The sequence below is a fragment of the Vibrio sp. RE88 genome (assembly GCF_013113835.1).
In the GTDB taxonomy this organism is placed as follows: Bacteria; Pseudomonadota; Gammaproteobacteria; order Enterobacterales; family Vibrionaceae; genus Vibrio.
Genome location: NZ_VTYQ01000002.1, coordinates 79,636 through 104,971, shown reverse-complemented (window position 1 = coordinate 104,971; position 25,336 = coordinate 79,636). Strand labels below are relative to the sequence as shown.

Annotated in this window: 25 protein-coding genes; 8 read left to right on the top strand and 17 right to left on the bottom strand. The window is 44.7% G+C overall.

All coding sequences use genetic code 11. The features are described from left to right. Window positions 1–105 precede the first annotated feature (105 nt). Entirely contained in the window at window positions 106–2,178 is a 2,073-nt protein-coding gene (locus F0265_RS04005) for a PhoX family phosphatase (protein WP_171747894.1), read from the bottom strand. A 440-nt stretch (window positions 2,179–2,618) separates the two neighbouring features. Between F0265_RS04005 and F0265_RS04000 the strand changes: the two genes are divergently transcribed. Continuing rightward, on the top strand, window positions 2,619–3,020 hold the full coding sequence (locus tag F0265_RS04000; protein WP_171747893.1) for a hypothetical protein: 402 nt from the start codon (window positions 2,619–2,621) through the stop codon (window positions 3,018–3,020). On the opposite strand, the gene F0265_RS03995 is transcribed toward F0265_RS04000, so the two are convergent. Continuing rightward, window positions 2,981–3,145: a hypothetical protein gene (locus F0265_RS03995; protein WP_171747892.1), complete on the bottom strand. Its 165-nt coding sequence runs from the start codon at window positions 3,143–3,145 to the stop codon at window positions 2,981–2,983. The two genes, F0265_RS04000 and F0265_RS03995, sit on opposite strands and share 40 nt — an antisense overlap. Here F0265_RS03995 and F0265_RS03990 point away from each other — a divergent pair. The 3 genes from F0265_RS03990 to F0265_RS03980 all read left to right on the top strand — a co-directional run bounded on the left by F0265_RS03990 (window position 3,144) and on the right by F0265_RS03980 (window position 7,005). Further along, window positions 3,144–4,823, top strand: a complete 1,680-nt coding sequence (locus tag F0265_RS03990; RefSeq protein ID WP_171747891.1) for an RluA family pseudouridine synthase — start codon at window positions 3,144–3,146, stop codon at window positions 4,821–4,823. The two genes, F0265_RS03995 and F0265_RS03990, sit on opposite strands and share 2 nt — an antisense overlap. Window positions 4,824–4,977: 154 nt before the next feature. After that, on the top strand, window positions 4,978–5,727 hold the full coding sequence (locus F0265_RS03985; RefSeq protein WP_171747890.1) for a transporter substrate-binding domain-containing protein: 750 nt from the start codon (window positions 4,978–4,980) through the stop codon (window positions 5,725–5,727). A gap of 336 nt (window positions 5,728–6,063) precedes the next feature. Beyond that, entirely contained in the window at window positions 6,064–7,005 is a 942-nt protein-coding gene (locus F0265_RS03980) for a hypothetical protein (protein WP_171747889.1), read from the top strand. A 54-nt stretch (window positions 7,006–7,059) separates the two neighbouring features. Here the strand turns inward: F0265_RS03980 and F0265_RS03975 are convergent, their stop codons facing one another. The 14 genes from F0265_RS03975 to pstS form a co-directional block, all read right to left on the bottom strand. Continuing rightward, window positions 7,060–8,688 (bottom strand): endonuclease, encoded by a 1,629-nt coding sequence (locus tag F0265_RS03975; protein WP_171747888.1) that lies wholly within the window; start codon window positions 8,686–8,688, stop codon window positions 7,060–7,062. A 305-nt stretch (window positions 8,689–8,993) separates the two neighbouring features. Continuing rightward, the gene (locus tag F0265_RS03970) at window positions 8,994–9,608 is read right to left on the bottom strand and encodes a LysE family translocator (protein ID WP_171747887.1); all 615 of its coding nucleotides are present in this window, start codon (window positions 9,606–9,608) and stop codon (window positions 8,994–8,996) included. 26 nt (window positions 9,609–9,634) lie between these two features. After that, on the bottom strand, window positions 9,635–10,057 hold the full coding sequence (locus tag F0265_RS03965; RefSeq protein ID WP_171747886.1) for a hypothetical protein: 423 nt from the start codon (window positions 10,055–10,057) through the stop codon (window positions 9,635–9,637). A gap of 59 nt (window positions 10,058–10,116) precedes the next feature. Beyond that, entirely contained in the window at window positions 10,117–10,494 is a 378-nt protein-coding gene (locus F0265_RS03960) for a RidA family protein (protein WP_171747885.1), read from the bottom strand. Between the two features lie 26 nt (window positions 10,495–10,520). Continuing rightward, window positions 10,521–11,561, bottom strand: coding sequence for a nitronate monooxygenase (locus F0265_RS03955; protein WP_171747884.1), 1,041 nt, complete (start codon window positions 11,559–11,561; stop codon window positions 10,521–10,523). Between the two features lie 71 nt (window positions 11,562–11,632). Next, window positions 11,633–12,670, bottom strand: a complete 1,038-nt coding sequence (locus F0265_RS03950; RefSeq protein WP_171747883.1) for a DUF4917 family protein — start codon at window positions 12,668–12,670, stop codon at window positions 11,633–11,635. Between the two features lie 141 nt (window positions 12,671–12,811). Continuing rightward, window positions 12,812–13,213, bottom strand: a complete 402-nt coding sequence (locus F0265_RS03945; RefSeq protein ID WP_171747882.1) for a hypothetical protein — start codon at window positions 13,211–13,213, stop codon at window positions 12,812–12,814. 148 nt (window positions 13,214–13,361) lie between these two features. Beyond that, window positions 13,362–14,348, bottom strand: coding sequence for a DUF262 domain-containing protein (locus F0265_RS03940; protein ID WP_171747881.1), 987 nt, complete (start codon window positions 14,346–14,348; stop codon window positions 13,362–13,364). 5 nt (window positions 14,349–14,353) lie between these two features. After that, a complete protein-coding gene (locus tag F0265_RS03935; RefSeq protein WP_171747880.1) occupies window positions 14,354–14,962 on the bottom strand; it encodes a hypothetical protein in 609 nt (202 codons plus the stop codon). Between the two features lie 305 nt (window positions 14,963–15,267). Next, window positions 15,268–15,828, bottom strand: a complete 561-nt coding sequence (locus F0265_RS03930) for a sugar O-acetyltransferase (protein WP_171747879.1) — start codon at window positions 15,826–15,828, stop codon at window positions 15,268–15,270. A gap of 228 nt (window positions 15,829–16,056) precedes the next feature. Beyond that, window positions 16,057–16,902: a phosphate ABC transporter ATP-binding protein PstB gene (gene pstB / locus F0265_RS03925; RefSeq protein ID WP_171747878.1), complete on the bottom strand. Its 846-nt coding sequence runs from the start codon at window positions 16,900–16,902 to the stop codon at window positions 16,057–16,059. After that, the gene (gene pstA / locus F0265_RS03920; RefSeq protein ID WP_171747877.1) at window positions 16,899–17,735 is read right to left on the bottom strand and encodes a phosphate ABC transporter permease PstA; all 837 of its coding nucleotides are present in this window, start codon (window positions 17,733–17,735) and stop codon (window positions 16,899–16,901) included. Before pstA ends, pstB begins: the two co-directional genes overlap by 4 nt. After that, entirely contained in the window at window positions 17,735–18,661 is a 927-nt protein-coding gene (pstC, locus tag F0265_RS03915) for a phosphate ABC transporter permease subunit PstC (protein WP_171747876.1), read from the bottom strand. The genes pstA and pstC overlap by 1 nt, the downstream gene beginning before the upstream one ends. Window positions 18,662–18,708: 47 nt before the next feature. Then, window positions 18,709–19,752 carry a phosphate ABC transporter substrate-binding protein PstS gene (gene pstS / locus F0265_RS03910; RefSeq protein WP_171747875.1) on the bottom strand — a complete coding sequence of 348 codons (1,044 nt, stop codon included), beginning with the start codon at window positions 19,750–19,752 and terminating at the stop codon, window positions 18,709–18,711. A gap of 359 nt (window positions 19,753–20,111) precedes the next feature. Between pstS and F0265_RS03905 the strand changes: the two genes are divergently transcribed. From F0265_RS03905 to F0265_RS03890, 4 genes are all read left to right on the top strand, one after another. Further along, window positions 20,112–21,506, top strand: coding sequence for a HAMP domain-containing sensor histidine kinase (locus F0265_RS03905; protein WP_171747874.1), 1,395 nt, complete (start codon window positions 20,112–20,114; stop codon window positions 21,504–21,506). Beyond that, window positions 21,503–22,135 (top strand): response regulator, encoded by a 633-nt coding sequence (locus F0265_RS03900; protein WP_171747873.1) that lies wholly within the window; start codon window positions 21,503–21,505, stop codon window positions 22,133–22,135. Before F0265_RS03905 ends, F0265_RS03900 begins: the two co-directional genes overlap by 4 nt. Window positions 22,136–22,507: 372 nt before the next feature. Further along, window positions 22,508–23,380, top strand: a complete 873-nt coding sequence (locus tag F0265_RS03895; protein ID WP_171747872.1) for a LamG domain-containing protein — start codon at window positions 22,508–22,510, stop codon at window positions 23,378–23,380. Next, the gene (locus tag F0265_RS03890) at window positions 23,377–24,444 is read left to right on the top strand and encodes an endonuclease/exonuclease/phosphatase family protein (RefSeq protein WP_171747871.1); all 1,068 of its coding nucleotides are present in this window, start codon (window positions 23,377–23,379) and stop codon (window positions 24,442–24,444) included. Before F0265_RS03895 ends, F0265_RS03890 begins: the two co-directional genes overlap by 4 nt. 45 nt (window positions 24,445–24,489) lie before the next feature. Here F0265_RS03890 and F0265_RS03885 read toward each other — a convergent pair whose 3' ends face one another. Continuing rightward, the gene (locus F0265_RS03885; RefSeq protein ID WP_171747870.1) at window positions 24,490–25,143 is read right to left on the bottom strand and encodes an ankyrin repeat domain-containing protein; all 654 of its coding nucleotides are present in this window, start codon (window positions 25,141–25,143) and stop codon (window positions 24,490–24,492) included. Window positions 25,144–25,336 lie beyond the last annotated feature (193 nt).

Here is a 25,336-nt window from a genome sequence, read left to right as displayed (position 1 = left end):
AAGAATCCCCTCAACCTTCTCAGTTGAGGGGATTTTTCTATTCATATCGCTATATCGCCAAATTTAGCTTTGTCGATATAGCGCACCTGAATCTAGATGATGCGTCTAAATACCTAGCTTTCCACCATCATAACGAGAGATAACCACAGTACTCGAACGCGCTCGCCACGTACGACCGTCTTGTGGCGTCTCAACCGAAGCGTTCATTGCTTCATGTGGCCAGTTCTCAGGGTGCTGAACATTGGTAAACATATGGCGATGATCTGGTGTGAAGGTGATACCCGTAGACTCAGCCCCTTTAGGCACCACTGCAAACCGTTTGAGCTGATCTTGGTTACTCACATTGAGTACTGGCGACCCATCAACCGATTGGCCAAGACCATCAGGAACAACAGCAAGAATCTGGTTGTCCACACTAATATCCTCTTTGCTACTGGAATCGGTTTGCAGCCATAAGATACCGCGCTGGTCAAAGCAAATACCGTCAGCGGACGAGAATTCATTTTCATCCGTTAATCCTGACATATTGATGCTAGAAGCATCCGCTTCGGCGGACGAGCCGAAAACAAAAAACTTCCACTCAAACTCCGTCACAACTGCGCCTTCTTTCCAGCGAATGATATGGCCAAATTCATTTTCAGGTCGCGGATTAGCTGCATTTACATCGTCTGGTGTTCGATTGTCATTATTGGTCAGAGCGAGATAAACCAGTCCGGTGGCGTAATCTACCGCGGTCCATTCCGGGCGATCCATCGGCGTTGCGCCCATGGCATCTGCTGCGCCAAGCGTGTTTCGAATGATGTCAGCGCTATTACCAATCGTGTCTCCAAGACGATTTCCATCCAAACCGATGGCGTCTTCTGTCAATGGCAACCACTCACCTTTCCCCTGCTCATCGAAACGCGCGACGTAAAGTGTGCCGTGATCCATATATTTGGCCCCAATCGCCATGCGGTCTGCGTCGACAGGTAAGTTTTCGCTCGCGTCGTTCTCATCCCACAACGCGTCCGATACAAACTTATAAACGTATTCGAACTTACCATCATGCCCACTGTAGAATACAACTGGTTTACCTGGTTCAATTGCTCCATAGGTACAATCTTCATGACGGAAACGCCCTAGTGAAGAACGCTTAACAGGTTTCGCATTTGGTGAATACGGGTCGATTTCGATAATGTAGCCAAAGCCATTATCGTAGTTGCGAAAGTCCTCTTCAGGGGTAGGTCCAGTTGCTGAAATATCCCAGCGTTTAAACTCACCAGTAAAGGCTTCTTCACCCTCATCAGGCGTATCCCAGTCGTTAAAAGCCTTATCATTAATCGTGCCATAACGAGTTTGGACTGCATCAGGCCCTGTAGTAATCTTAAAATGCGCCGGCCAGTTCTCTTCGCAGGTTAGATAGGTTCCCCACGGAGTAAAACCGTTACCACAGTTGTTGTAAGTACCGTGTGTGACATTAGGTCTGCCATTTTCATCCGTAAATTTAGTCGTTAATAAGCCACTATCTGCCATGGCGCCTGTCACATCCATTTCGGTTGATAAATGAATTCGGCGATTATAAGGGCTGTCAATCACCACCTGCCAAATACTTTGCTCAAGTTTAATATGAACAACCGAAACACCATGAGCATAATATTCTTTACGGACATAATCAGGGAATCGGCGACCTTGGAAATCATCGACTGGATAATTTTCTTCATGAAGATTTTTATTATTTATGAACTCGTGATTCATACATAAAATACCTTGAGTATCATCCAGCGGGAAATAATGCATACCATCATGCATTTGGCCAACGGAGTGGAGTTGGTCAATATGACTGTTCGTCCCATCCTGTTTAAAGGGGTGAATAATGTCACCATGTGAAGAGACAGAAAACAGTCGGGTTCCCCAAGGAGCTAATACCTGTGCAAAATGGCCTTCCGGCACAGTAAACGCATCCTTACTTTCTGCACTCACGGAGTCAAAACCCAGTGAGTTAACACGGTCCGACACATCTACTGTCGCTTCATCTGTACCACAACCAGTCAAGCCTATCGAGCTCATAGCGCCAAAGGCTGCTACCCCGCCAGTCCCTTTAAGCATGGTTCGTCTTGATAACGCTTTCGACATAATTTCAGAAAGTGGTGTCTGCTTACTTTTATTAAAAATCTCATCGGTAGTTGTACAACGACTCATAACACTGCCTTTTATTTCCTATCTATTACTCGAGCATTTGCTCCCTGTGTGGAAATTATTAATAGGCCTGAATTGTTAAAGTTTCGTTTAATTTAAAAGAAAGAAATAAAAACCAAGAAAGCTTTGGAACCAAAATGAATAATTAATTTATTAATTACTTTTTAGACAAAAAAAGCCATAAACAAAACAAATTAACCAAACAAAATGAATCAGAAAAATATATTTAAAATTTATTCATCGCATGAAAACTAATATGCTATTTTGATAATAAGAGGCGTAAAGTCGAAGAGAGAGTTGAATTTACCTTCTCTTACCAATTTCAAATGCTAACTCCGCTTTAATTAATCGATATCAACTTAGACAGCAGAGTTTCAAGCTACTATCCACGCATGCAATTGCCTGTGATAAGCTATCGCCTCAACTGGATAACGAACAACACCATGTCTAAAGTCAAACTTTCACTGCTGACCCTCATCGCTGCTCTGGGCTTGCTCCTTGCTTACGTTTTTATCCCTACACACGTTCGTCTTGGGCAAGAGATCATCAATCAACCCATTGGCGACGGATTTCAATTAGTCGGATACAAAGCCATTTCCACTGAGCCTGCAGATGGCAAACTCAACCACTACTTTCTCATCGCGCAGGGTGAATCCGTAAAAGAAGCGCAACCTTTCCTCATCTCTTCAGACCCATTTATCCGTGTGGAAAGTGTTGTCGACAACAAACTGGACATCACCATCGTTGGCCGAGTAAAAGCGTTCGATAACGACTTATGGATCACCAAAACGGACGGTACCGCACATCACTGGCTGATAAGCACCACCATTAAGTACATTCGATAGCCTTTCAGTGTTTTAGCTTCAGCCTCAGTTGGGCTGAAGCTCCCCCCTTCTTCAATACTGGAAATCGGTGTCCAAACAGGTACAATCTCGCCTCCTGTTTTTTCGTCGCGACGGCAAGCTGACATGCATCAACCTGAAAATTTGTTTACTCCGCTCAACATCCCGATTGATGGATATAGCTTACCTGACAAGTTCACCTTTCCGTTTTTCTATCAACCGCATCCGCTGTGCGAGATCGCTGCACAAGAGTTGCAGCAACACTTAGTCGAACAAACGCACTGGCAGCATGACTTCGGTATTGATAGCAACCAAAGTGGTACAGGCAAAATGTTCGGCGTATTGCTGGTCGAATCCCCTCAGGGTGAAGTGGGTTACCTTTCAGCATTCTCAGGCAAGATAGCAGACCAAAACTTGCTACCCGGTTTTGTCCCACCTGTTTTCGATATGCTGGCAGAAGAGAGCTTCTTTCGTGCAGAAACCGCTGAAATCATGGCGGCGAATCAACAATTTAATCAACTAAAAAGCAACCCTCGCATTGCCGAGCTGGCCAACAAGATAAGCTTGCTAACCTCTGAGTATCAGCAGCAGGAACAGTTACAACGCGACGCAATGATTGCAGGCCGTGCTGAACGCAAAGCTCAACGTAAGCAGGCTGAATCCTCATTGGCAGGAGAAGCGCTAAAAATCAGGCTTGACGAACTGGCGAAGCAGAGTGTTGCTGAAAAAAATGTACTTAAATATCTCAAGCTTGAGTGGGATGAAAAGATCGCCGTCTTGCAGCACGAGCTAGATGAGCTAAATACCAGCTTGAATGCACTGAAAGAACAGCGCAAAACCCTGTCTAATACGTTGCAAAACAAGCTGTTTGATAACTATCGCTTTCTGAATATCAGAGGAGAAGAGAAATCCCTCAATGCGATATTCAAGCCGACCAGTGCTCCTGTACCACCAGCAGGTGCTGGCGAATGTGCCGCGCCAAAACTGCTGCACTTTGCCTTTAAACATGGCTTTAAGCCGCTGGCATTAGCGGAGTTCTGGTGGGGCGTTTCGCCGAAATCAGAAGTTCGCCAGCACGGAAAATTCTACCCTTCCTGCCATAGTAAGTGCTTCCCTATTTTGGGCCACATGCTTGAAGGAATGACCGTTGATGATAATCCGCTGGAAGAAAACTGGGCAGAAGATAAAGAGCTTGAGATCCTATTTGAAGATGAAGCGATGGTGGTCGTCAACAAACCTTCAGGGCTACTGTCAGTGCCCGGCAAAACCATCAAGGACTCAGCGTACACCCGCTTGCAACAGCGCTACCCAGATGTAGAAGGCCCCTTCGTGATTCATCGGCTGGACATGGCGACATCAGGGCTGTTGGTTTTCGCTCTGACAAAGCGTGCGAACAAAAGTCTTCAGAAGCAGTTCATTTCCCGCTCAGTGCAAAAGCGCTACGTCGCACTGCTTGAGGGGGAAGTCAACCAAACCAGCGGCCAGATAGATTTGCCAATGCGTGGCGATCCTGATGACCGCCCGCGACAGCTCGTCTGCTTCGAGCATGGGAAACCAGCTGAAACCTATTGGGAACTGATTGAATCTCGCAATGGGCGCTCCAAGCTCTACCTTTACCCCACAACTGGCCGAACACATCAGCTCAGAGTGCATTGCGCTCACCACCTTGGGCTCAATTTGCCTATGGTTGGCGACGGCCTCTATGGCCAACGTGCCGATAGATTGCACTTACACGCACAGCGATTAGAGATCGAACATCCTTACAGTAAGCAGCCCATGACTTTCGAAGCGGAATGCGAATTTTGATCCTTCCAAAAGCGCCATTGAACGGCGCTTTTTTGTTGTTCTGGCAACAATAAACCTCAGATCTATCAGTGCAGACACCCTTAAACTTTTTGGTGATATCTTTATCAGCAACTATTCTTTTATTGAATCTATTTGCATGTTTAAGGAAGAAAAAATGCGCAGCTTAATCAAAACCTTTTTATGTCTGACCGTTTCTCTGCTCTTTGCCAGCCTTGCTCACGCTAACACCGTTAAACTCGCCAATGGTGAGTGGGCGCCGTATCAATCCAAATCACTTAAAAACGGTGGCTTCATCACTCAAATTGTCAGAGAGGCCTTTGAAGCTGAGGGCTATCAAGTTGAGTTTACTTATATGCCATGGAAGCGTGGCTTCGAAGAATCCAAAGCAGGTAACTTTGATGGCTCACTGATATGGAGTAAAAACCCTGACAGAGAGCAGTTTTTCCACTATACCGACTCCGTCATCACGTTAAGTACGGGCTTGTTCCAACAAAAAAGTAAACCTGTAAGCTGGAGCAGCAAAGAAGACCTTAAGAACTTCAAAATCGGGGGCGTGACAGGTTATGCCTATGGGGTCGAAGATATGGAAAAAGCCGGAGAAATCAACATACAGCGTATCGCTAGTGCTGAAAACAACTACAAAAAACTCAGTGCAGGCCGCCTAGACATCGTGTTGGAAGATATGGATGTGGGTATGGAAACCATCACCAAACTCAATCTAACCGATAAAATCGAGCCTAATGCGAAAACGTTGTCTGCAAGGGATTACTACGTGATCATTTCCAAAAAGTCCCCTCGTTCACAAGAGTTGGTTGATGCCTTCAACCGAGGGCTGGCGAAACTCAAAGCCGAAGGCAAACTGGATGCTTACCGCGAAGCGTCAATCCGAGGCGAATATAAATAGCGCTTATTGACTAGATAAGAACGATATTTCGACAAAAGGGATGGCTAGTGCCATCTCTTTTAGTTTTCTTTACTTTCCGCCCAAAAACTCGACTCCCAGATATTTGCTCACCGAGCACTATCTTCAATTCCCTTTCAGTATCAAGCTTATTGTAAACACGATAAACAGCAGCACTCCTACCAGCCAAGCCTCAAATCTTCAAAAACAATGTCAACCGCACTTAATGATTATTAATCACCTAGAAAACAACATATATGCAACTAGTTTTATTTTCATGTTCGACGCGTACAGAACTTAACACCTAAACTTGGATGACTACTTTTAAAGGAGGCTGCAATGAAACCTACTCTACCCACTTTATCTGCGTTAGTACTTCTCACTTTAAGTTACAGCGCGATAGCGAAAGACCTTTATTTTGTCACTTATGATGCTGATAAGCCGTACAATGAACTTCAAGTTCTTGATCTGAACACCAAAGAGAGCTCTAAGATAGAGGATATTAATGGTGGTGGCCGTTTGGCTGTCACACAGAATTCTATCTATCTCGCAACAAGCACCCCAAGTACTCAAGCCTTGTGGCGTGTCACTCTGGACGGAGAAAAAAATCGGATGGTAAACAAGATCCCGATGACCGGAGATATTCCGGTCATCGTCGATAAAGAAACCGGTCAAGTTTACACCAGTAGTATGACTCAAGACACCGTTGTTGAAGTTTACCCTGACTATACCGACTCGCCAGGAGCGCCAATTGAGGGCGAAGATTTCCGATTTATATTTGGAGACACGATGGAAGACTGTGGCGTAGGCTACTGCGCTAACAACACGGCATTGGCTATCGATAATGCTAACGAGCGGATGTACATGGCGCTGGGCGTTGACCAAGAAACGGAAGTCATCAGCTTCGCATTAGGTGAACATTCTACTGTCGATAGGCGCCAAGAGTTGTCCGTCGAAGATGGCATCGACCATTACGAAGATTGGCACAAGATCATCGCAATGCATTTGGATCCGAAAGATAAGTACCTTTATTTCGCTAACGAACACGCTATCTATCGCGCAAACATCAAAGGCGAGTCAAGACAGGTCGAAAAACTCCTTTCAATTGAAGAGAGTAATGGCGGTGTTCAAGATCTTGAAGTCGATTTCGACGCAGGCAAACTTTACTGGACTGAAAACAGGAAACCACAACTCTACTCTGCCGATCTATCTGGGGAAAATGTGAAAGTTGAGTACGTCACTCAGGACGGTACCATGTTTGAGTTGGCATTTATGGACTAGCGTTCTCACACAAACCAAAAGGCCTAACAAACGTTAGGCCTTTGATTACTTCGGTTAGTCTCCCCAAACCATGTTGACGAACTCTGGGTGGTCAACATACGGGTTGCGGTTACCTTGGAAATTGTACACCGCGTTGTTGCGATCAATTTCCTTCTGGTCGACAGGGTCATTGGTATGCCAGCGTTTTAACATAGCCAGAACCCAAGGTTCGAACACTGTTGTATTAGTACCATTGAGCACAGCGTTGGAGTTATCGCTGTTCCCTTCCCAATTAGCGATCTCGTTTTCGTAGCGTGTCGCCATGTAGAAGTACGCACGGGCCAAATCACCTTTGAACTCATCAATAGGTTCGAACACAGTACCGGAGTAGCCTAGGCTAGAAGCTGCAGAACCGACTTTTGAGCCGTTAGAAGACGTGTACGTCGCACTGCCAACTTCACCGAATGGCCAGTTGCTGCGTTTCGCATTCACGTAACCGTCTGTCGCATACAAGTGGTGCCCATCCGAGTTCATTGGCTCCACTTTTCCACCAAACCAACTCTTAGGGAAAGAGTGCTCGCGGTTGTAACAATCGCCTTCTTTACTGTACTGTCCGCATTGGTCTGTCACTTTAGTAAAGTTAATCGAATCACTGCCAGATATCTTCTCTGAGTAGATATCGAGAATCGTCCCATCCTTCTCATAGTAGTTATCAATATCAGCGGTTTTCACCAAATCCCAAACGGCAGAGTAGCCTTGTGAGTTGTGGTTATTGATGATGTTGTACAGCGCAGTCTTCAGCGTATAGCCTGTCTTACCTTCAGCTGATTTGTAGTAGTCACCGAGCACTGGTGGTTCTGGATCAGGGTTGCTACCACCAAGCGTAAAGGAATGCTGGGAAGAGTTGGTAAAATCGCCACCAGACGCAAGAGTTTGACCGTTAGACGTTAGCGCGTAAGACCCATTTCCAGAGCTACAGCAGATACCATCACCATAGGAATCAACGATTTCAAACACATACGAACCTGATTCAACACACATCGCCTTGTCATAGCTGGTGTTATTGTCGTAGTCAGAGCCAGAGAACAAAGTCTGATTACTGCTGTTTTTCAGCGTCCAGCTTGTTTCAGAGCCATAACTGTCGGTCGTCAGGTTGAGTGTGACTTCATGATTGCTACAAGTTGTCGGAGGCGGTGTTACAGTGCCATCAGATGGCTGGAAGTTATCTATGTAAACGACTTCGGAACCATCAAATCCAGACTCGTCATAGAAGCGCAGCCCAACGTTTATGCTCTTGGTGCTGCTGGCCGTGTACGAATAAGCAATATCCTGCCATTGACCAGTTTGGCTAGGCACGCTGTAATTTTGGTATCCATCCACATACAGGCGTGCTTTAACATTGCCTTCAGTGTGATAAACAGACACAGAAAAGTTATACGTCTGCCCTGATACCACACTTACAGACTGCTGAAAGTCCGTGTTGCTTTGCGTACCAGTATTGACCGTCACTTTTGCCGCATTGCTACCACTTTTTACAATGCTGGTTTCCTGTGACACCGAAATGCCACTGTCGATTGTGCTCCACCCTGTTGGAGAGGAACTGCTCCATTGTTCGAAATCACCATTGGTCATTTCAGCCAGAGCAAGCGTAGGGGTAAGAAATAGAGACGCCAGTAAGACGCTTTTATTCAACGGAGAACTCATCTTGTTTCCTTTTTATTTTATAAGTCCGAAATATAGATTAAATTTTATCCATTGAATTACTAAAACCTGTGTCGCAATTTTAAGCAATAGCACTAATAAGAATTCAAGAAAGTTTAATATTCCGCCCACTTTCAACAGATTTAACAATAAAGAGAAATGAGAGATTAATACCAAAAATAATAGGAATGGAAAACGAGCGATATAAACAGTTGAGTTAAAATATTCAAATTCCCAAGAGGAAAATAAAAAACCACCAGCGTGATGCCGGTGGTTTTATTGTTTATAAAAAGTAAAGATGGCAGTAGCTATTGTCTGCTAATCAGTAAATTGGCTCCTGAAAAGGCAAGAAACGCAGCACAAGCGCGATTAAATCGTTTCGCCATCGCTGGTCGTGAGAACCAATTTCTCAGATACAGACCAAATAATGCGTAGATGCTGATCGCCGCAAGCTCCAGAGCTAAGAACGTAATACCTAACGTAAAGAATTGCTGATCCACGTTCGCCGTTACATCGACAAACTGAGGCAAAAACGCAGTAAAGATAAGAATGGCTTTCGGGTTTCCTGCTGCCAGTGCAAACTCCTGCTTCGCGAGCCCAAAGTGGCTACGAGTTTTGTCCAACTCTGCGACTGGGCTGGCTTCAGAGCGCCACAGGTTAAACGCAATCCAGAGAAGATACAGCGCACCCACCAGCTTGATGACGAAGAATAACGCTTCAGAGGTGTAGAGAACCACGGCTAACCCAGACGCTGCCAGAGCAATCATAAACGAGAAGGCGACAATGCGCCCAAACCCTGCAACCAACGCAGCTTTGAACCCATAACAGCGAGCATTGTTCATCGACAATAAGTTATTCGGCCCCGGTGTCATATTGAGTGCAAAGCACGCAGGGATAAACAGCAGTAGTTTCCAAAATTCCATGTCGTATCTCTTTCCAGTTATCTCTTCTATACGCTCGGAACATGCGCATATCGAGAGAACTTAAATTCTTCCGGTTTATTCTTATTCGCCCAGAATGCCGGGCCACCAAAGTTTTCTACTGCTCGATAATACAACCTTGCACGACGTAAACGAAGCTTTCGCAGAAGACAGAACCCGCCCTCATCTTCGATAGTGCGAATCATATTATTCAGAAAAACTCTATCTGCTGCATTTTTGTCATTAATATCGTTGCCATGATGGTACATCCAATCATGGATATTGCAGCTTTCTGATACCGACAACCCATATAAAGTTTCCGGTACTAGCTTCCCTTTCCAACCGGACGTACCACATCCATTCACAACTTGCCCCAGCTCATCAGGTGTCGCCGCCCAGTAGCTTTCTGGTGCGTACAGTTCTAAGTTTTCTCTATTGCTCTTATTACTCATTTCAAATCCTTTTTAAGTCTGTAATCATTGCTAATCAAGCAGGCATTAAAAACACAGCCTTAATCGCTCAATGCTACGGTTGCTTCTATCTCTATCTTCAAGTCGGGGTGAATCAATTTAGAGACTTCAACCAGCGAACAAGCGGGTAGCTGCCCTTCATAGAAGGTAAAGAGCTGCTCACGAATTGAAGGGAGTAAGCTGATGTCAGTCACGAAGAGAGTCAGCTTAATTAAATCGCTTTTAGTGCATCGCTCGTGATCAAGTATCCGCGAGATCTGGTCTAAGACTTCAGCGCCTTGCTCAATTAAGCTTCCAGATTGCGACTCAGTGCCAAATGCCGTCAGTCCTGATATGTATAAAGTCTTATTGTGTTTGGCCGCATGGACATAGGGACCAGAAATCGGCGGCAGAAAATCATAATTAAGTTTTTGGGTCATTAAAATACCAAGTGTTAGACGTCAATTTAACATTCTCCGGCCAGCTGCAACGTGAGCTCTTTTGCTGAAATCTCTTTGCATCCTTGAGTATTTTGACCACACCATAGTGGCGAGAAGTCATCAAGTCCCTGCTTTTCTGCGCGGCTACGTAATTGAGACATCTCTATTGAAGCGTATGGAAACTCTGGTGCTAACTCTGTCATACAGCCCAGCTCATCCATAACGCGGTTCACAATCCCTCTAGCGGGTTTACCAGAAAATAGATTCGTTAATGCTGTATGCGAAGACTTATCGCTCTTTATTGCCCGTTTATGAACCTTTGACGTGTTAGCTTCTGTGCATAGCATGTAAGAAGTACCAACTTGTACCGCCGAAGCACCTAATTGCATGCAAGCTAGCACTGCGTTGCGGTCACTAATGCCACCAGCGGCGATAACGGGCACCTTCACACGATTAACCACTTGCGATACAAGTGACACTAGTCCCATTTGAGTGGAGACATCACTGGCTAGGAACATTCCTCTGTGCCCTCCAGCTTCTACCCCTTGAGCGATGATTCCATCCACACCATGTGACTCCAGCCAAATCGCTTCTTCTACTGTGGTTGCAGATGAGACAACTTTGGTTCCCCAGCTTTTCACACGTTGTAATAAGTCTTTGTCGGGGAGCCCAAAATGAAAGCTAATGAACTCTGGCGAGAAAGGTTCAATTGCATCAGCGATATCATGGCTAAAAGGCACTCGGCTACCACCAGCGGAATGCTCTATTTGTAACTCCAGCTCGTCAAAGTAAGGCTGAAGTGCATTTCGCCATATTGCCTGACGACCTTCATCGTAAGGTTTAGGGGCATGACAGAAGAAGTTGAGGTTAAAAGGTTTGCTCGTGGATGCTTTGATAAACTCGATTTCATTGACAATATTTTCAGTCGTCAGCATGCCGCAAGGCAGGGAGCCTAGCCCACCCGCCTCGCTAACCGCAATAGCAAGCGCACTCCCTTGTACCCCAGCCATTGGTGCCTGAATGATCGGCAGCTCGGTCCCTAAAAGTTCTTTAAAATCTCTATTCATCGTCATCCTTTGCTGAATTTGAGTTTTAACGTCAGGCGTTGGAAATTACTCTTGAATGCTTTGTTGTATTTTTATGCCCAAACGTTCGCAGTTGTAGCATCAAATAAAGTCACTTTGCAGTTGAACCTGTCCTTGATTCTTTCGATATGTTTTCTGTCATCATCGCTGTATACACCAATATAAACACTAAAAAGTTTGTTACCAGCTCGTCTGCCTTGTTTTGCTGCGATGTTTATCGCATCAATTATATGGTAATCATACTTACCAAAGTTAAATCCGAAGGTAACTAATGATCCCTGAATTTCACACAATGACTCATAGCAGAATGTTAAATAACGGTTATGAAGGATATGCTCGAGTTTTTCTTCACCATTGCCCGAAGCTACAAATACAGGATAATGGCTATGATCTATCCTGCGTTTGATGTTCTCAAGCAAGTACTTTGTACCTGTGTATTCTTCTTTAATAATGTGCACACCTTGATCAAAGATAGGTAATGCTCCATGGAGGTAATAAATATTTTGATTGCCTTTATTATTACCCCATCTAAGCTCCGAGTATTCAGGCTCATCGTCATAACCACCATCATCCTCACGGTCTCGCCCAAAACCATCTATTGCATTTTTGGCACCTTTTCGCATTAGGACCCAATAAAGTAACAAGTCATAGTTGGTGCTGAATACTGACCCATCATTATTGGTGAAAAATGATAGAAACTCGGAACATTTATCTATTTGGGATTCTTGCAACTTAAAAACATGCTCAGGATGTAACGACTCTACTGCATCAATTAAGCTTTCTTTCAGCCGCTCACTAGCTGTTTCAACTTTGTCTAACAGGTCCTTATCTGAACCAAATGCTTCTATCAGTTCACAGAAATTATCGAGTTGCTGCATCACCAACTCAAAGTTCTTAGTTTTTACTATGTCAAAAAGCGAAGTTATTAATGGGTCTTCTTGTTTCTCAATAAATTGATGTAGCGCATTGTAAGAGAAAATCTTATGGTTATAAGCCATACTAAAACCATTGCCCAGCAATAAATGAGCTGTTCGTTCTTTTTTCCTCAAGTACTCTTTAACTTCAGTATATGTTTTTAGCTTACTACCCATCCTTACCTCTCAATAAAAATATAGCGCCTCATTAAAAAGGGAAACAATGCGACCACCTAACCTAAACCATTGTGCTATAAATACTACATCTGAAATAGAATCCTAAACACCACGATTTGAGAGTTTCTCTAAAGTACTTTGTTAGGCTTGCAAACGCTCAATTTTGCCTTTTATTTCTTTACGGTACTTATCGTAGGTCTTGACCTTGGTTAGTTTGCCCCCACAACTCACAGCCACAAGGTATGCTATTAAAGACATCAAACTAATGAAAATAGACGATATATCAGCGTCCTCTGAAGCAATATTCACCAGCTGATAAATCTGGGCACTAGCAATGAGCGCAAGTACAATAAGAATCGATTGGCCTATGTAGATCATAAGATACTTGTCATCACTGTGAAGTTTTTCTATTTGTGCAAGCCGTTTTTCCAAAGATGAAACTTTCTTAGCTCTGCTCCAAACCCAAATTCTAATAACCCAACCTTTGTATACAGGTATCGTTGCAATCAAACCAGCAATTGCTGCAAACTTCTCGAAAGTCATATTTTTCCTATTACATAGCATAACGCCGCATTAAGGTGTGATCACTGCTGCCACGAAAGCCTACCATGCCACTGTAAACACGAAACCCAACGATGGAATGAAAAATTCCAATCGTTGAGAATCACTCTTAATGCTTTGTTAGCAGGTTCTAGCCGAAGACAAATTTTCTAAATATTTCTGAGCGAGTAACTCGAGACTTCCTGTTGTTTGTTCCTGCGTACATGTACCCATAATAAACACCAAAATCATTGTCTTTGGTATGACGGTTAGCCATTACATACCCTTCGAGTTCTATCAACTTAGACTTAAAGTCTGCTGGAAGGTTTTCAACCAAACAGATCTCCGCAACTAAAGTGAAAAAGTTTGATTTCCTAAACCAAATTGAATCTAGTTCAAGCCCCAATGATTTGACCACACTAATAGCTTCGAGAATCAGAGACTTTGTTTTATGAGCGTTAATATATTCTTCATTGAATTCCGCTACACATTTCTCTAACTCATTATCCCTATGATAGTAGCCACCTCGCTCGATTGTTGACATTACTTGTAGGAAGAAATGTACATCAGCCATCCTAGTAAATTCAGAATCATGAAATACGCCAAACTCTCCAAGCTCAATCTCACTTGATAATTCCTTAGCAACTTGAATAAACTTACCATCATAGATTGCGTTCTGAATCTCTATATCTTCAAGTTTGAATTTGGTAAGATTAATGCGCCTGAAAATCTCTCTCACTAACGCTTCTTCGACTTTACCAATATCACGTACGACAACTTGATACTCCAAGAAGTTAATTCTCTCGTCTTCGGTTAAATCTTCAAATCTCTTAACTAAGGTCAAGGGCTTTTCAAATGTATCATCAATATAGTTACGAATAGTGGTAAGACGCTGCTGCCCATCGATCACTTTTTGGGAAGTTCTAAGCTTCTTAGTATCAATTTTCCCCTGACAAACATATATTTCAGGGAATGGGTAACCATTAATAATGGTATCTAGAAACTGCTCTTGGTGCTCTTGAGTCCATACAAACTTACGTTGGAAGTCAGGAGATATATCTAACTTGCTATCTTCGATTTTCTCATACAAGTCCGCAATGGTCGGGTTTGTAACTGAAGGTTTAATCTGATGTCCCATGATAATTACTTCCTAAGTTTTGCTCTTTTTTGTACGTCAATAAGACCATTCACAATATAGTTCTCAAGATGCTGATAACTCTTAAATACGCCAGCACTAACTTTGTAGTTTCCGACCTCGGAACGACCGTATGACAAAGTATTAAAAAATTCAAACCAGTCTGATTTGACACTCCACATCTGAAAAGAGACGGGCAATTTGTCGGGCCGGACCCAGCCTAAAGCGACGTATTCAAGAAATTCATGATACATCTCAAGTTCATGTTCTTGCACTGCCGTCCGGGCCTTTCTATAACGCATCTGGTATTTTGATATGTCCCACATGATGTTCTCGAATAGGCTTGGTGAGATAATCGCCACATCAATATCTGAGTCATAGTCAAATACTTTTCGTTTGAATGGGCTAAACCCGAGTTTCCCAGAACCTGTTATGTAAACTTCATGAAAGGAAATACCAAACTTGTCAGATATTTTTTTTCTGAACTCATAGAAATCATTTTCTCTATCTTTGAAAACATATGGAGTACCATGAAGAACATGTTTCCTACTGAAATCGAAGATCTTCTCTGCAGTATCAAGCTTAACTAACTCATCTATAAAATCACTAAGTTCCAATAGCTCCCTCCCCTACCATCTATTGTTTACATATTGCGCAGTCATTTAGTGCTTTAGTAACCCTATGAAAGACAAGGAATATAACAAACATAACCACGGTGAATGAGTGTAAAGATCTCAAAAATAAGCAACTAATAACATGCGCACCAAGTTGAACTTAAAAATTGTGAGGGAGAACAGATTCAGAGGAGAGATACAGAAGCAAGAGAATGGCCGAAAGAATAGAAAAAGGCCGCTTACGCGACCTACTGCATCAAGTGAAGGTTATCTGCGATTTAAACGCCGATAAACAGCATGAGGCTGACTTATTTTTGCTCAATTGGCTTTATTACTTTACAAGGATTCCCCGCTGCTACCACGTTAGGTGGAATATCTTTTGTGACGACACTGCCTGCGCCCACCACACTGTTTTCACCAATGGATACTCCCGGACAGACGATAACACCACCGCCCAGCCATACGTTGTCGCCAATCGTGATTGGTGTACCAAACTCTACGCCCTCTTCCACTCGGCCTTTTACATCTAATGGGTGACCCGCTGTGTAGATTTGTACATTAGGTGCAAACAACACGTTGTCACCGATATAGACTTCTGCAACGTCTAACACCACGCAGTTAAAGTTGGCGTAGAAGTTTTTGCCCAGCTTAATGTTGGAGCCATAATCACAGCGAAATGGCGGCTCTAAGTATGCGCCTTCGGAGTCTGGAATTAGGGTGTCTACCGCTTCGCGCCACTCATCCGTATCAGGAATGCTGTTGTTGAGCTTTTGCAGCACTTTGCGGCATTCAATACGTTCACTATAAAGCTGCTTGTCCCATGCATCGTAGGGTTCGCCCGCGAGCATTTTTTCTTTTTCTGTCTTCATGTAAAAGCCCTCAATTTTCCCCATACGATGAAGCAAATCGTCGTAAAATCCTAGCCGAAGAAAAGCGTATTTTAGCGTTCGATCACAATGTGTGTGAGGCGAAATACTTTGCCGTTATCAAGTTGTATATCGCTCATTTCACTTAACGTTTTTGGGATTCATTCCACGCATTAAAAAGCCCGCTTTAATAGAAGCGGGCTTGAATCTTGCCAACGTTTTCAGAACAGATTAACCGAAGTCACCTGAGATGTAGCGTTTCGTCCGGTCATTGTCTGGAGCGTGGAAAATCTTATCAGTTTTACCAAATTCCTCCAGCTTACCCAGATACATAAAGCCGGTGTAATCAGAGATACGCATGGCTTGCTGCATATTGTGCGTTACGATAACAATGGTGTACTTCTCACGTAGCTCAGTGATGAGTGTTTCAATCGCAGCAGTGGCGATTGGGTCGAGAGCGGAGGTGGGTTCATCCATCAGAATCACTTCTGGTTCTAGCGCAATCGTACGTGCGATACACAAGCGCTGTTGCTGACCGCCAGACAAACCATGCGCATCAGCGTCCAGCTTGTCCTTCACTTCTTCCCAAAGGTGGGCACGCTTAAGTGCTTTCTCTACGCGCTGTTTGATTTCATCTTTAGAAAAGCAGCCCTGAATCTTCAGGCCAAACGCCATGTTCTCATAAATAGACATTGGGAATGGCGTCGGCTTCTGGAAAACCATACCGACTTTAGAGCGCAGTTCATTCACATCGGTGTCTTTGAAGATGCTCTTACCATCGAGCAAGATTTCCCCTTCCACGTACTGATTGCCGTATAAGTTGTAGATACGGTTCATGGTACGCAGTAGCGTCGATTTACCACAACCCGACGGGCCAATCAGCGCCGTCACACGGTTTTTGAAAATCGGCATAGAAACCGATTTCAACGCTGCGTCTAGGCCCTTGTTGTAGTAGAAATTTAAGTTTTGGATATCCATGCGGTGTGTCGGATTCGACACTGTTTCAAGAGATACCGAGTTATCAACCATTGTATTCATAGACGATCCGTTAAGCGTGTTGAGTGTTGCCGTGTTCATGCTTTTCTCGCTTTCAGTAACTGCGGCAACGACGTCGCCAATACATTAACTACCAAGATAAATGTTGTGATGATCAGTGCGCCTGCCCACGCCAGTTCTTGCCACGAGGCAAATGGGCTCATCGCGAACTGATAGATGGTAACCGGGAGGTTGGCCATCGGTTTGCCCATGTCTGTCGTCATGAAGCTGCTGTTCAGCGCAGTAAACAACAGTGGTGCTGTTTCACCAGAGATACGTGCCACCGAAAGCAGTATCGCGGTAATAATGCCCGGAGCTGCGGCGCGGTAACTCAATTGAGTGATCACTCGCCACTTCGGTGCACCGACACCACTGCCCGCTTCTTTCAGCGTTGGAGGAACCAGTCTCAGCATTTCTTCTGTTGAAGCGACAATCACGGGCAATGCCAATACAGCAAGCGCAATCGCACCTGCCCAGCCGGAATAACCACCTGACGGTACAACGATAATCGCGTAAACAAACAGGCCAACCAGAATCGACGGTGCACTCATCAACATACCGTTGAGAAAGCGCAGTGATTCGGCAATCTTGTTGTCAGGTTGCGCTTCTGCCAGCCATGTCCCTGCCAGAATGCCAATTGGCGCAGCGATCAGGATGCCTAATCCTGTGAGCATCAAGCTACCAATAATGGCGTTTTTTAGCCCACCCTCACTACCTGGCCCCGGAGTCAGCTCCGTAAACGTCATGATGTTTAGGCCTTTAACACCTTCTCCAACGAGTGTGTAAAGAATGCTGGCTAAAACGAAGACGCCAAACGCTGCCGACAACGCACAAAACGCCAGAAACAGTTGGTTCTTGAATTTTCTGAAATTCATTATGAGTTCCTCAGAAGACGACGAGCAAAGCCCATAACAAAGAAGGTAATGATGAACAGAACGACACCAAGGCCAATCAATGAGGCAATATGAATCGGGTCTGTTGCTTCATTAAACTGCTGAGCAATCGTTGATGAGATTGAACTCGCTGGCATGAAGAACGAGAACTCAATACGGCTCGCACCACCAATGACAAACGCGACCGCCATGGTCTCACCCAGCGCTCGGCCCAATCCAAGGATGCCAGCACTGACCGTGGCATTCTTCACTTTCGGGATAAGCACTTTAGTAATCACCTCGAACGGTGTTGCACCCGTTCCGTAGGCGGCTTCGCGGAGGACATCCGGAATCGATCTCAATGCGTCTCGCGTCAAAGAGGTCATGATAGGTAAGATCATAAACGACAGAATGATCCCCGCTGCTAAAAGACCAATACCAATCGGAGGCCCATTAAACCATTGACCAATCAGCGGAATGTCCACTAGGTGCGTACCCGCCCAAAGTTGGAAACCCTCAGAGAACCAAGGAACAAACACGAACAAGCCCCACATACCGTAGATAATACTTGGTACAGCCGCGAGCAGTTCAACAGCTTTGCTGACCGGTTGGCTTACCCATTTTGGCGCCAGCTCGGCAAGAAAGATTGCAGTGCCTAATGCGATAGGCGTTGCGATAACAATAGCGATGAATGAAGTGACCAGCGTGCCGTAAATTGCCGACGCTGCACCGAATTGACCCCCGATAGGGTCCCAAATATCTCTGAAAACAAATCCCGGACCGAATTCTTTAAATGCAGGCCAACCGCCTTCAATTAGAGAAAGCACAATCCCCGTCAGAGTAATAAATATTAATAAAGCGCTGGCAAAGCTCAGTTTGCTGAAAATTGAGTCGCCATCGACTTTATTTTTTAACGTTAATGCTGTCATAACAAATTTATCAGCCCCACCAGCCAAGCTGGTGAGGCATAGGTTCATTAGCGAATGATCGTTTGACCGTCAGATTTCAGACCTTGTTTCCAAGTGTCGTTCACCATGTTCACAACCTTGGTTGGCATCGGGATGTAATCGAGTTCTTCCGCAGCTTTACCTTGTGTGTAGCTCCATTCAAAGAACTCAACGATTTCTTTCGCTTTGCCTGCATCAGCCTGATCTTTGTGCATTAGGATGAAAGTCGCAGCAGTCATTGGCCATGAGTGTGCACCCGGCTGGTTGTTGAGTAACAAGTGGTAACCCGGCGCATTATCCCAATCCGCGTTTGCAGCCGCTGACTGGAAGTTTTCCATCGTTGGCATCAGGAAATCACCGTCGTGCGCTTGCATCTGGGTGTAAGCAAGATTGTTTTGCTTGGCAAACGCATACTCAACGTAACCAATTGCACCACGCGTACGGTTTACGAAGTTCGCAACCCCAGCATTACCGTTGCCGCCGATAGTGGTCGCTTTACTTGGCCATGTGATGTCTTTACCAACACCAATTTGCTCGTGCCACTCAGGGCTAACTTGGTCAAGGTACTCAGTAAAGTTGAAGGTTGTGCCTGAACCGTCTGAACGGTGAACCACATAGATAGGCTGGCTTGGTAGCTCAACGCCTTTATTGATGGCTGCAATCGCTGGGTCATTCCAGTTCTTGATGTTACCTAGGTAGATGTCTGCCAGCACTTTACCTGTTAGCTTAACTTCACCGGCATCGATGCCAGGGATGTTAACAACAGGAACGATAGCCCCCATTACCATTGGAAATTGAATCATTCCTTCTTTGTTCAGCTCTTCGATAGTCAGAGGTGCATCCGTCGCGCCAAAATCGACGGTTTTTGCTGTGATCTGACGGATACCTCCGCCTGAACCAATCGCCTGATAGTTGATCTGAACGCCCGTTTCCTTTTGGTACTGCTCAGCCCACTTAGCGTAGATAGGGTGAGGGAATGTCGCACCAGCGCCGTTAATCGTCGTGTTGGCAGCTACGCCAAAGGATGCGGCCGCCAGTACTGAAGTCACTAGAGCTGATTTGATGAATTTCACAATATATCTCCGATATAAATAAGCAAAAGGTAGGGCTAATTAAAATGAATTCTAATTAGCCCGTATTAGTTTTAGTGTTCAAGTAAAACTAAAGATATTGAAATAATTTCAACAGTCGATCGATGCTGACCAATCAACAAAGCGGAGATTAGAAATACAATATGACAGATTTATTAAAAAACGATGTCAACCGACTAGTCGTGAATAACAATTATAGAAATCAAATATAATCTGATAAGAAAACTTCACAGAATATTCTTAGGTAAATTCCAAATATAATAAAATATATACTTAATGCTATTTATAAAATACTTAGATTAAGCATTGATGAAGGATTCATGCTCAATTAAGATTAACCAATGGACATGTTGCTCATCTTCAAGATCTACCTGCTGTACGGGTTGGCTTTTTTTGCCATCTTCTTTGCGATCCTGTTTCGCAATCTTAAAAAGAGCCGTATTGCTATTGCCTCCGCGCTTCCTACACTGGCACTATTCGGCCTAATCCACGGTTTTCACGAATGGTCGGAATTGTACCTAGTCCTGTATGAGTACGATTTTCCCCTCACCCGCGATTTACACATCTTTATTGTGTTTAAACTATGGGTTTCTTACATCGCCTTGGGCGCTTTTGCGTGGAAGATGCTCGACCTTACCCGCTGGCGTCATACTCGCATACTCAAAGGGGGCACGCTTGCGGTCGTTACTCTGTTCGTGTTCAGCCTGTTTTATCGCTACGGTCAAAATGAATTTGCTGCTTATCTAAACAACACTGCGAACCAGATACGTTGGGTATTCGGCTTAGGCGCCGGTGCCTTATCCGGTTTTGCCATGATGAGCTACGCCAACGTACTGGAAAAAGAAGGCCATGGCGCCTCACTGCCTTTCAAGCTTACGGGCCTAGCTCTTATCTTGTATGGTTTCAGTGCTGGAGTACTGACTGTCGATTATGGTCTGTGGGTGCTGATATTGCGTACCGCTTGCGCACTCGCCATTTTGGTCACACTTTGGTCCGCTTTGCGGGTGTTTGATGATGAGAAAAACAAGCAAATCGAAGCCGCGATTCAGCAAACCCAGCAAGATGCCAAGCTTAAAGAGCTGGGCGAGCTCACCTCAGCGGTTGCCCATGAAATAAAGACCCCGCTTAGTAGCGCAATGATGAGCTGTGATTTACTCGAGAATAGTTTGCCTGAAGGTGACACTTATAAACGACACATCACGCGTATTCGTCAAGGTTTGGAACGTTCAGCGGAAATCAGTCACGAAGTATTGAACTACGCTCACCATAAGCCAATTGAACGAGAAAGTGTGTGTGTAGCAAACGTCATTCAGTCAGCGTTGTCGCTGAATCAATATCGACTGGAAGGCTTTCAAGTAGGGTTGAGCCTCGATGAAACACTGAGTGTCACCGGCGATGCTGGGCAACTGGAAGAAGTGATTACCAATATAATCAGTAACGCAATTGACGCCAGCCAAAGTCACAAGCAGCTCTATATCGAAACGTATCAAGATAAGCTCGTCGCCATACTTTCCGTCTCTGACTGGGGTACTGGCATGCCTCAGGAAAAGCTAGAACAAGCTAAAACCCCTTTCTTTACTACGAAACCGAGAGGAGAAGGGACTGGGATGGGGCTTGCCATTAGTAACCAAATCATACTACAACATGGTGGAGAGCTACTGCTCAGGAACTCTAAAAAGAGTGACCAGATCACCGGCCTCACTGTGGAAATTCGCTTACCTAGGAATATCGAATGACCTTGAAACTCCTACTCGCCGAAGATGACCAAGAACTAAGAGAAGTGTTAATCGAAGCACTGACTCTCGAGGCTTTTGAAGTCACGGCTTTCGATAACGCAGAAGATGCTTTAGACACCGCCTCAGAAAGCCATTTTGACTTGGCGCTATTTGACGTTGTGATGCCCGGCATGACTGGGGTTGAAGCACTAACCGCATTGCGCCGTCTTCACCCTAATATCGGCATTGTGATTACCACTGCTTTTGCCACAGTAGATGTCGCGGTAGACGCCATGAAAAAAGGTGCGGATGAGTTTCTGACCAAGCCATTTAATTTGCCGACATTATCGGTGACATTAAAACGTGTTCATGCCGAGCGCTCTCCGAAGACACCTAAGCAAGAGCGCAATAACGATTTGATTTTCAGTGCATTATCGAACCCGATACGTCGCAGTGTCATCAAACAACTCAAAGTGCATCGCAAACTCAAATTCATGGATTTATGTCGTGTGGTAGGTATTGAGGATCACACCAAGTTTAACTTCCACCTCAAGCAACTGGTTAACAGTGGTTTGGTCGTGAAAGAGGAAGGGAAAATTTATTCTCTCTCCCAACTAGGGTTACAAGTTCACTCAGGGATGTTGCAGTAAATTACAATACGCTTTAGAACAGAGTCTCAGATTGCAGCAAGGATGCTCTTCTCCACTAATATTATTTTTTTGTTTCAAAAACATCGCTATTTCATTGCTACTAAATAAAATCAATAAACAGGATTTATATTAAACCCTCCTATTTATCACAAATAACCAACCTAAATGCTCAGGGAATATATTTAATATAATTCACCTTATAATCAATCAATAATCCTTATATTATTCAAGTAAAATAATAGCCGTGATATTCGTGTTAGCACTCAAAATAAAAACTAATGACGGTCGTTATTTTCAGTTAATAGTCGTTAAGCAAAAAGTTAATACTCCATTTCTATTCTCAGATTTACATTTTCCTGAGGATACAAGGCTATGCTGCTTCCCAAACCTTTCGCTTCATTACGGTTTAAACGCGCTTTTGTGACGCTATCACTTATCGGTGTACTCATCGGTTGTGATGAAGAAGTCATCGTTGAACAAGAAACTCGTGATCTCGAAATTCCCCTACGGGCAACCAATTTCAATCTTACGGTTGGTATGGATTTCGATAACGATGCGACAGGCTCAAAAGTGAGCCCACAGAATGTGGGTAATAAATACTCTGTTACTATCGAAGAACTAGGCTCTCTACTGGACGTCCCCTCCTTTGACGGCTCCATAGCGAAATCATTGACTGGCCTTAACGCGCTTCGATTTTCCGATCTAAGAGCGTCAGAGCACAGAACCGTTAGCTTTTGGTTTAAGCTCGAAGAAACCCAGCCGGAGCAGGAGGTTCTCTCTCTGATGAACGGTTCACACGGTGAAGCAAGAAGTCGAGAGCCTGTCTTGTTACTGAATACACAAGACGACACGCTAGAGCTATGGCGGAAGTACGAAGGTACGCAAATTCCAGATACTCAATTACCAAGCCAGTTGTTTTCTGGAGTTAAGGTTCCTCGTGGAGAGTGGGTACAACTCACTATGGCGAGCAACCAACACTCAACCAGCGTTTACCTCAATGGTGAGCGAGTAGTGACAGGCGCACCGATTGCACTGGCTTCAATGCACCTCGCGTTCGGGGCAAGCCCGGGCTATGACAGCCACTTGGAAGACATTCCTTCTGCTGACGTTGCAATGGATAATATACGTGTCTATTCACAGGCTATGGGAGCGCAATATTCCAAAGCGCTCTATCACTACGATTTAGGCGACAGACGTACGCTGCCAGTCAAAACCCCGTTCCGTCCACAGGAATTACAGGTGTGAGCAGTACAGACACGCTATTGCAGTGGTCGCACCCTGACGAGTTTAAGGCTCAGCAGGACGTGACTTACAAAGTGTTGGTTTCCGACCGTGCCGACTTCTCGAACGTACTTTATGAATGGACAACAACAGACAAAGCGCTTCAGACCCGCAGTTTGCTGCCAGAGACCCAATACTACTGGCGTGTTGATGTTGAGTCCTCTTCAGATAAAGTAACCGGAGACGTTTGGCAATTCACCACAGAAGCGGCGAATCAGAACCCGAACGAGCTGACAACCATGGCATACAACATCTGGCATGCAGGGTCAGCGCCGGATCCTCTGCGTAGCCAAGAATACGTTTATGAACAGATCATTCACTCTGGTGCCGATGTTATCTTCATGCAGGAAGCTTATGGTTATCAGGAGGCATTAGCTAACCACCTAGGGTTTGAATACAGAACCTCCGGTGCTAATGATAACCTCGCGATTTTCAGTCGCTACCCGATTAAGGAAACCTTAGGCAGCTGTAACAACCACATTTGTGGCGTTCGCGTTGATATGGGCAATGGCAAACAAGTGGATACTTACTCTATCTGGCTGACATCAAGCAACGACATCGTCAATTTACTCCCAGATCCTTCATACTCAAATCAAGAGCTAGTAGACACAGACGATTTAGCGAGAGCGCAGCCACTCGAAGAGATTCTGACCCAAATCGAAAAAGACTCTGAACAAGACATCCCCGTCATTGTTGGGGGTGACTTTAATACCTTGTCCTATGTAGATACAACGGCGGAAACCAATATCTTTGGTCGCGGTAATATCGACTTACCTACCATGAGAGTGGCAGATAACCACAACTACGTTGATAGCTATCGCGAAGTAAACCCAGATATCCTACACAATAAATGCATTACCTGGACGCCCTTCTTCAAAGGCAATTCAGGCGCAGGGAGAATCGATTTTATCTTGTACAAAGGAGATAATCTGAGTGCAGAAGAGAGCTACTGCCTGTTGGATGATGGCCATAGTGAGATGCATCCGTCCGATCACGGCGCTGTAGTGACTCGATTTTCAATTTACTAATCGACACAAGAAAGCTGGCTTCACAGCCAGCTTTCCATTGGATACTTAACCCGACTTTTTAAGAATTTCAGCGATCTGAGTTAATCCACGACTCTCAGCATGTTGCAGAACACTTTCCCCTTGGTTGTCTCTGATATTGGCATCGGCACCATGTTTTAAAAGCTCTTTGACGATCATCTGATAGTTTTCCGTATCTTTACCCAGTACTGCCACTTCCATTAATGCTGTCCAGCCGAGGTCATTAACATGATTGATGTTTGTCCGGCCATCCTCGAGCAAAATTTTAACGGTTTCAAGGTAACCTTTCTCAGCAGCAGGAATCAAAGCTGTGCCACCGTAATGGTTAGTCGAAGCAAAGTCGATGTCGTACTTTAGCAGTTCAACCAGTGCTTTGTTTTTGCCTTTAGCGCCTGCCATTAAAAACGGCGTGTAGTTAATGTCGTCATAGCGAGAACGTTGTTTGAGGTCAGCCCCTCGCTTGACCAGCCAAGCAATCATGGCTGGATCATCATTTTCTGTCGCAATATAGACGGCCGTTTTTCCGTTGCTAGACAACGTATTAACGCACTGCTGCGGGTACTCTGAAGCATTTAAGCGGGCGATGTTGCCAAAGGAAACGCTTTGAAAAAAGTCACTGCAGTCGGCAGATAGCACTGGCGTGCTAAGCAGTAACGCGGCTAACGCAAATGGTGTTTTCATCGTTTCTCCTTACGATACGTCGCTCCTTCATTTCTGATGAAGCTGATCCCTTAACTAAGTTTAGACAAGCGCGATAGAACAGTGATCAGAATGCTATTCTGGTGCTTTGTAGATTGAGCGGTATGAGCAGAAAAGTCGATGTTGCATGCCGCTGGGAAACATCTGTATGGGAGCAATATCTCATCGCGCACAC

Excerpts from the sequence above, each read along its gene's own strand:
- F0265_RS04005 (WP_171747894.1), bottom strand. The coding sequence starts at position 2,178 with ATGAGTCGTTGTACAACTACCGATGAGATTTTTAATAAAAGTAAGCAG.
- F0265_RS04000 (WP_171747893.1), top strand. The coding sequence starts at position 2,619 with ATGTCTAAAGTCAAACTTTCACTGCTGACCCTCATCGCTGCTCTGGGC.
- F0265_RS03990 (WP_171747891.1), top strand. The coding sequence starts at position 3,144 with ATGCATCAACCTGAAAATTTGTTTACTCCGCTCAACATCCCGATTGAT.
- F0265_RS03995 (WP_171747892.1), bottom strand. The coding sequence starts at position 3,145 with ATGTCAGCTTGCCGTCGCGACGAAAAAACAGGAGGCGAGATTGTACCT.
- F0265_RS03985 (WP_171747890.1), top strand. The coding sequence starts at position 4,978 with ATGCGCAGCTTAATCAAAACCTTTTTATGTCTGACCGTTTCTCTGCTC.
- F0265_RS03980 (WP_171747889.1), top strand. The coding sequence starts at position 6,064 with ATGAAACCTACTCTACCCACTTTATCTGCGTTAGTACTTCTCACTTTA.
- F0265_RS03975 (WP_171747888.1), bottom strand. The coding sequence starts at position 8,688 with ATGAGTTCTCCGTTGAATAAAAGCGTCTTACTGGCGTCTCTATTTCTT.
- F0265_RS03970 (WP_171747887.1), bottom strand. The coding sequence starts at position 9,608 with ATGGAATTTTGGAAACTACTGCTGTTTATCCCTGCGTGCTTTGCACTC.
- F0265_RS03965 (WP_171747886.1), bottom strand. The coding sequence starts at position 10,057 with ATGAGTAATAAGAGCAATAGAGAAAACTTAGAACTGTACGCACCAGAA.
- F0265_RS03960 (WP_171747885.1), bottom strand. The coding sequence starts at position 10,494 with ATGACCCAAAAACTTAATTATGATTTTCTGCCGCCGATTTCTGGTCCC.
- F0265_RS03955 (WP_171747884.1), bottom strand. The coding sequence starts at position 11,561 with ATGAATAGAGATTTTAAAGAACTTTTAGGGACCGAGCTGCCGATCATT.
- F0265_RS03950 (WP_171747883.1), bottom strand. The coding sequence starts at position 12,670 with ATGGGTAGTAAGCTAAAAACATATACTGAAGTTAAAGAGTACTTGAGG.
- F0265_RS03945 (WP_171747882.1), bottom strand. The coding sequence starts at position 13,213 with ATGACTTTCGAGAAGTTTGCAGCAATTGCTGGTTTGATTGCAACGATA.
- F0265_RS03940 (WP_171747881.1), bottom strand. The coding sequence starts at position 14,348 with ATGGGACATCAGATTAAACCTTCAGTTACAAACCCGACCATTGCGGAC.
- F0265_RS03930 (WP_171747879.1), bottom strand. The coding sequence starts at position 15,828 with ATGAAGACAGAAAAAGAAAAAATGCTCGCGGGCGAACCCTACGATGCA.
- pstB (WP_171747878.1), bottom strand. The coding sequence starts at position 16,902 with ATGAACACGGCAACACTCAACACGCTTAACGGATCGTCTATGAATACA.
- pstA (WP_171747877.1), bottom strand. The coding sequence starts at position 17,735 with ATGAATTTCAGAAAATTCAAGAACCAACTGTTTCTGGCGTTTTGTGCG.
- pstC (WP_171747876.1), bottom strand. The coding sequence starts at position 18,661 with ATGACAGCATTAACGTTAAAAAATAAAGTCGATGGCGACTCAATTTTC.
- F0265_RS03905 (WP_171747874.1), top strand. The coding sequence starts at position 20,112 with ATGGACATGTTGCTCATCTTCAAGATCTACCTGCTGTACGGGTTGGCT.
- F0265_RS03900 (WP_171747873.1), top strand. The coding sequence starts at position 21,503 with ATGACCTTGAAACTCCTACTCGCCGAAGATGACCAAGAACTAAGAGAA.
- F0265_RS03895 (WP_171747872.1), top strand. The coding sequence starts at position 22,508 with ATGCTGCTTCCCAAACCTTTCGCTTCATTACGGTTTAAACGCGCTTTT.
- F0265_RS03885 (WP_171747870.1), bottom strand. The coding sequence starts at position 25,143 with ATGAAAACACCATTTGCGTTAGCCGCGTTACTGCTTAGCACGCCAGTG.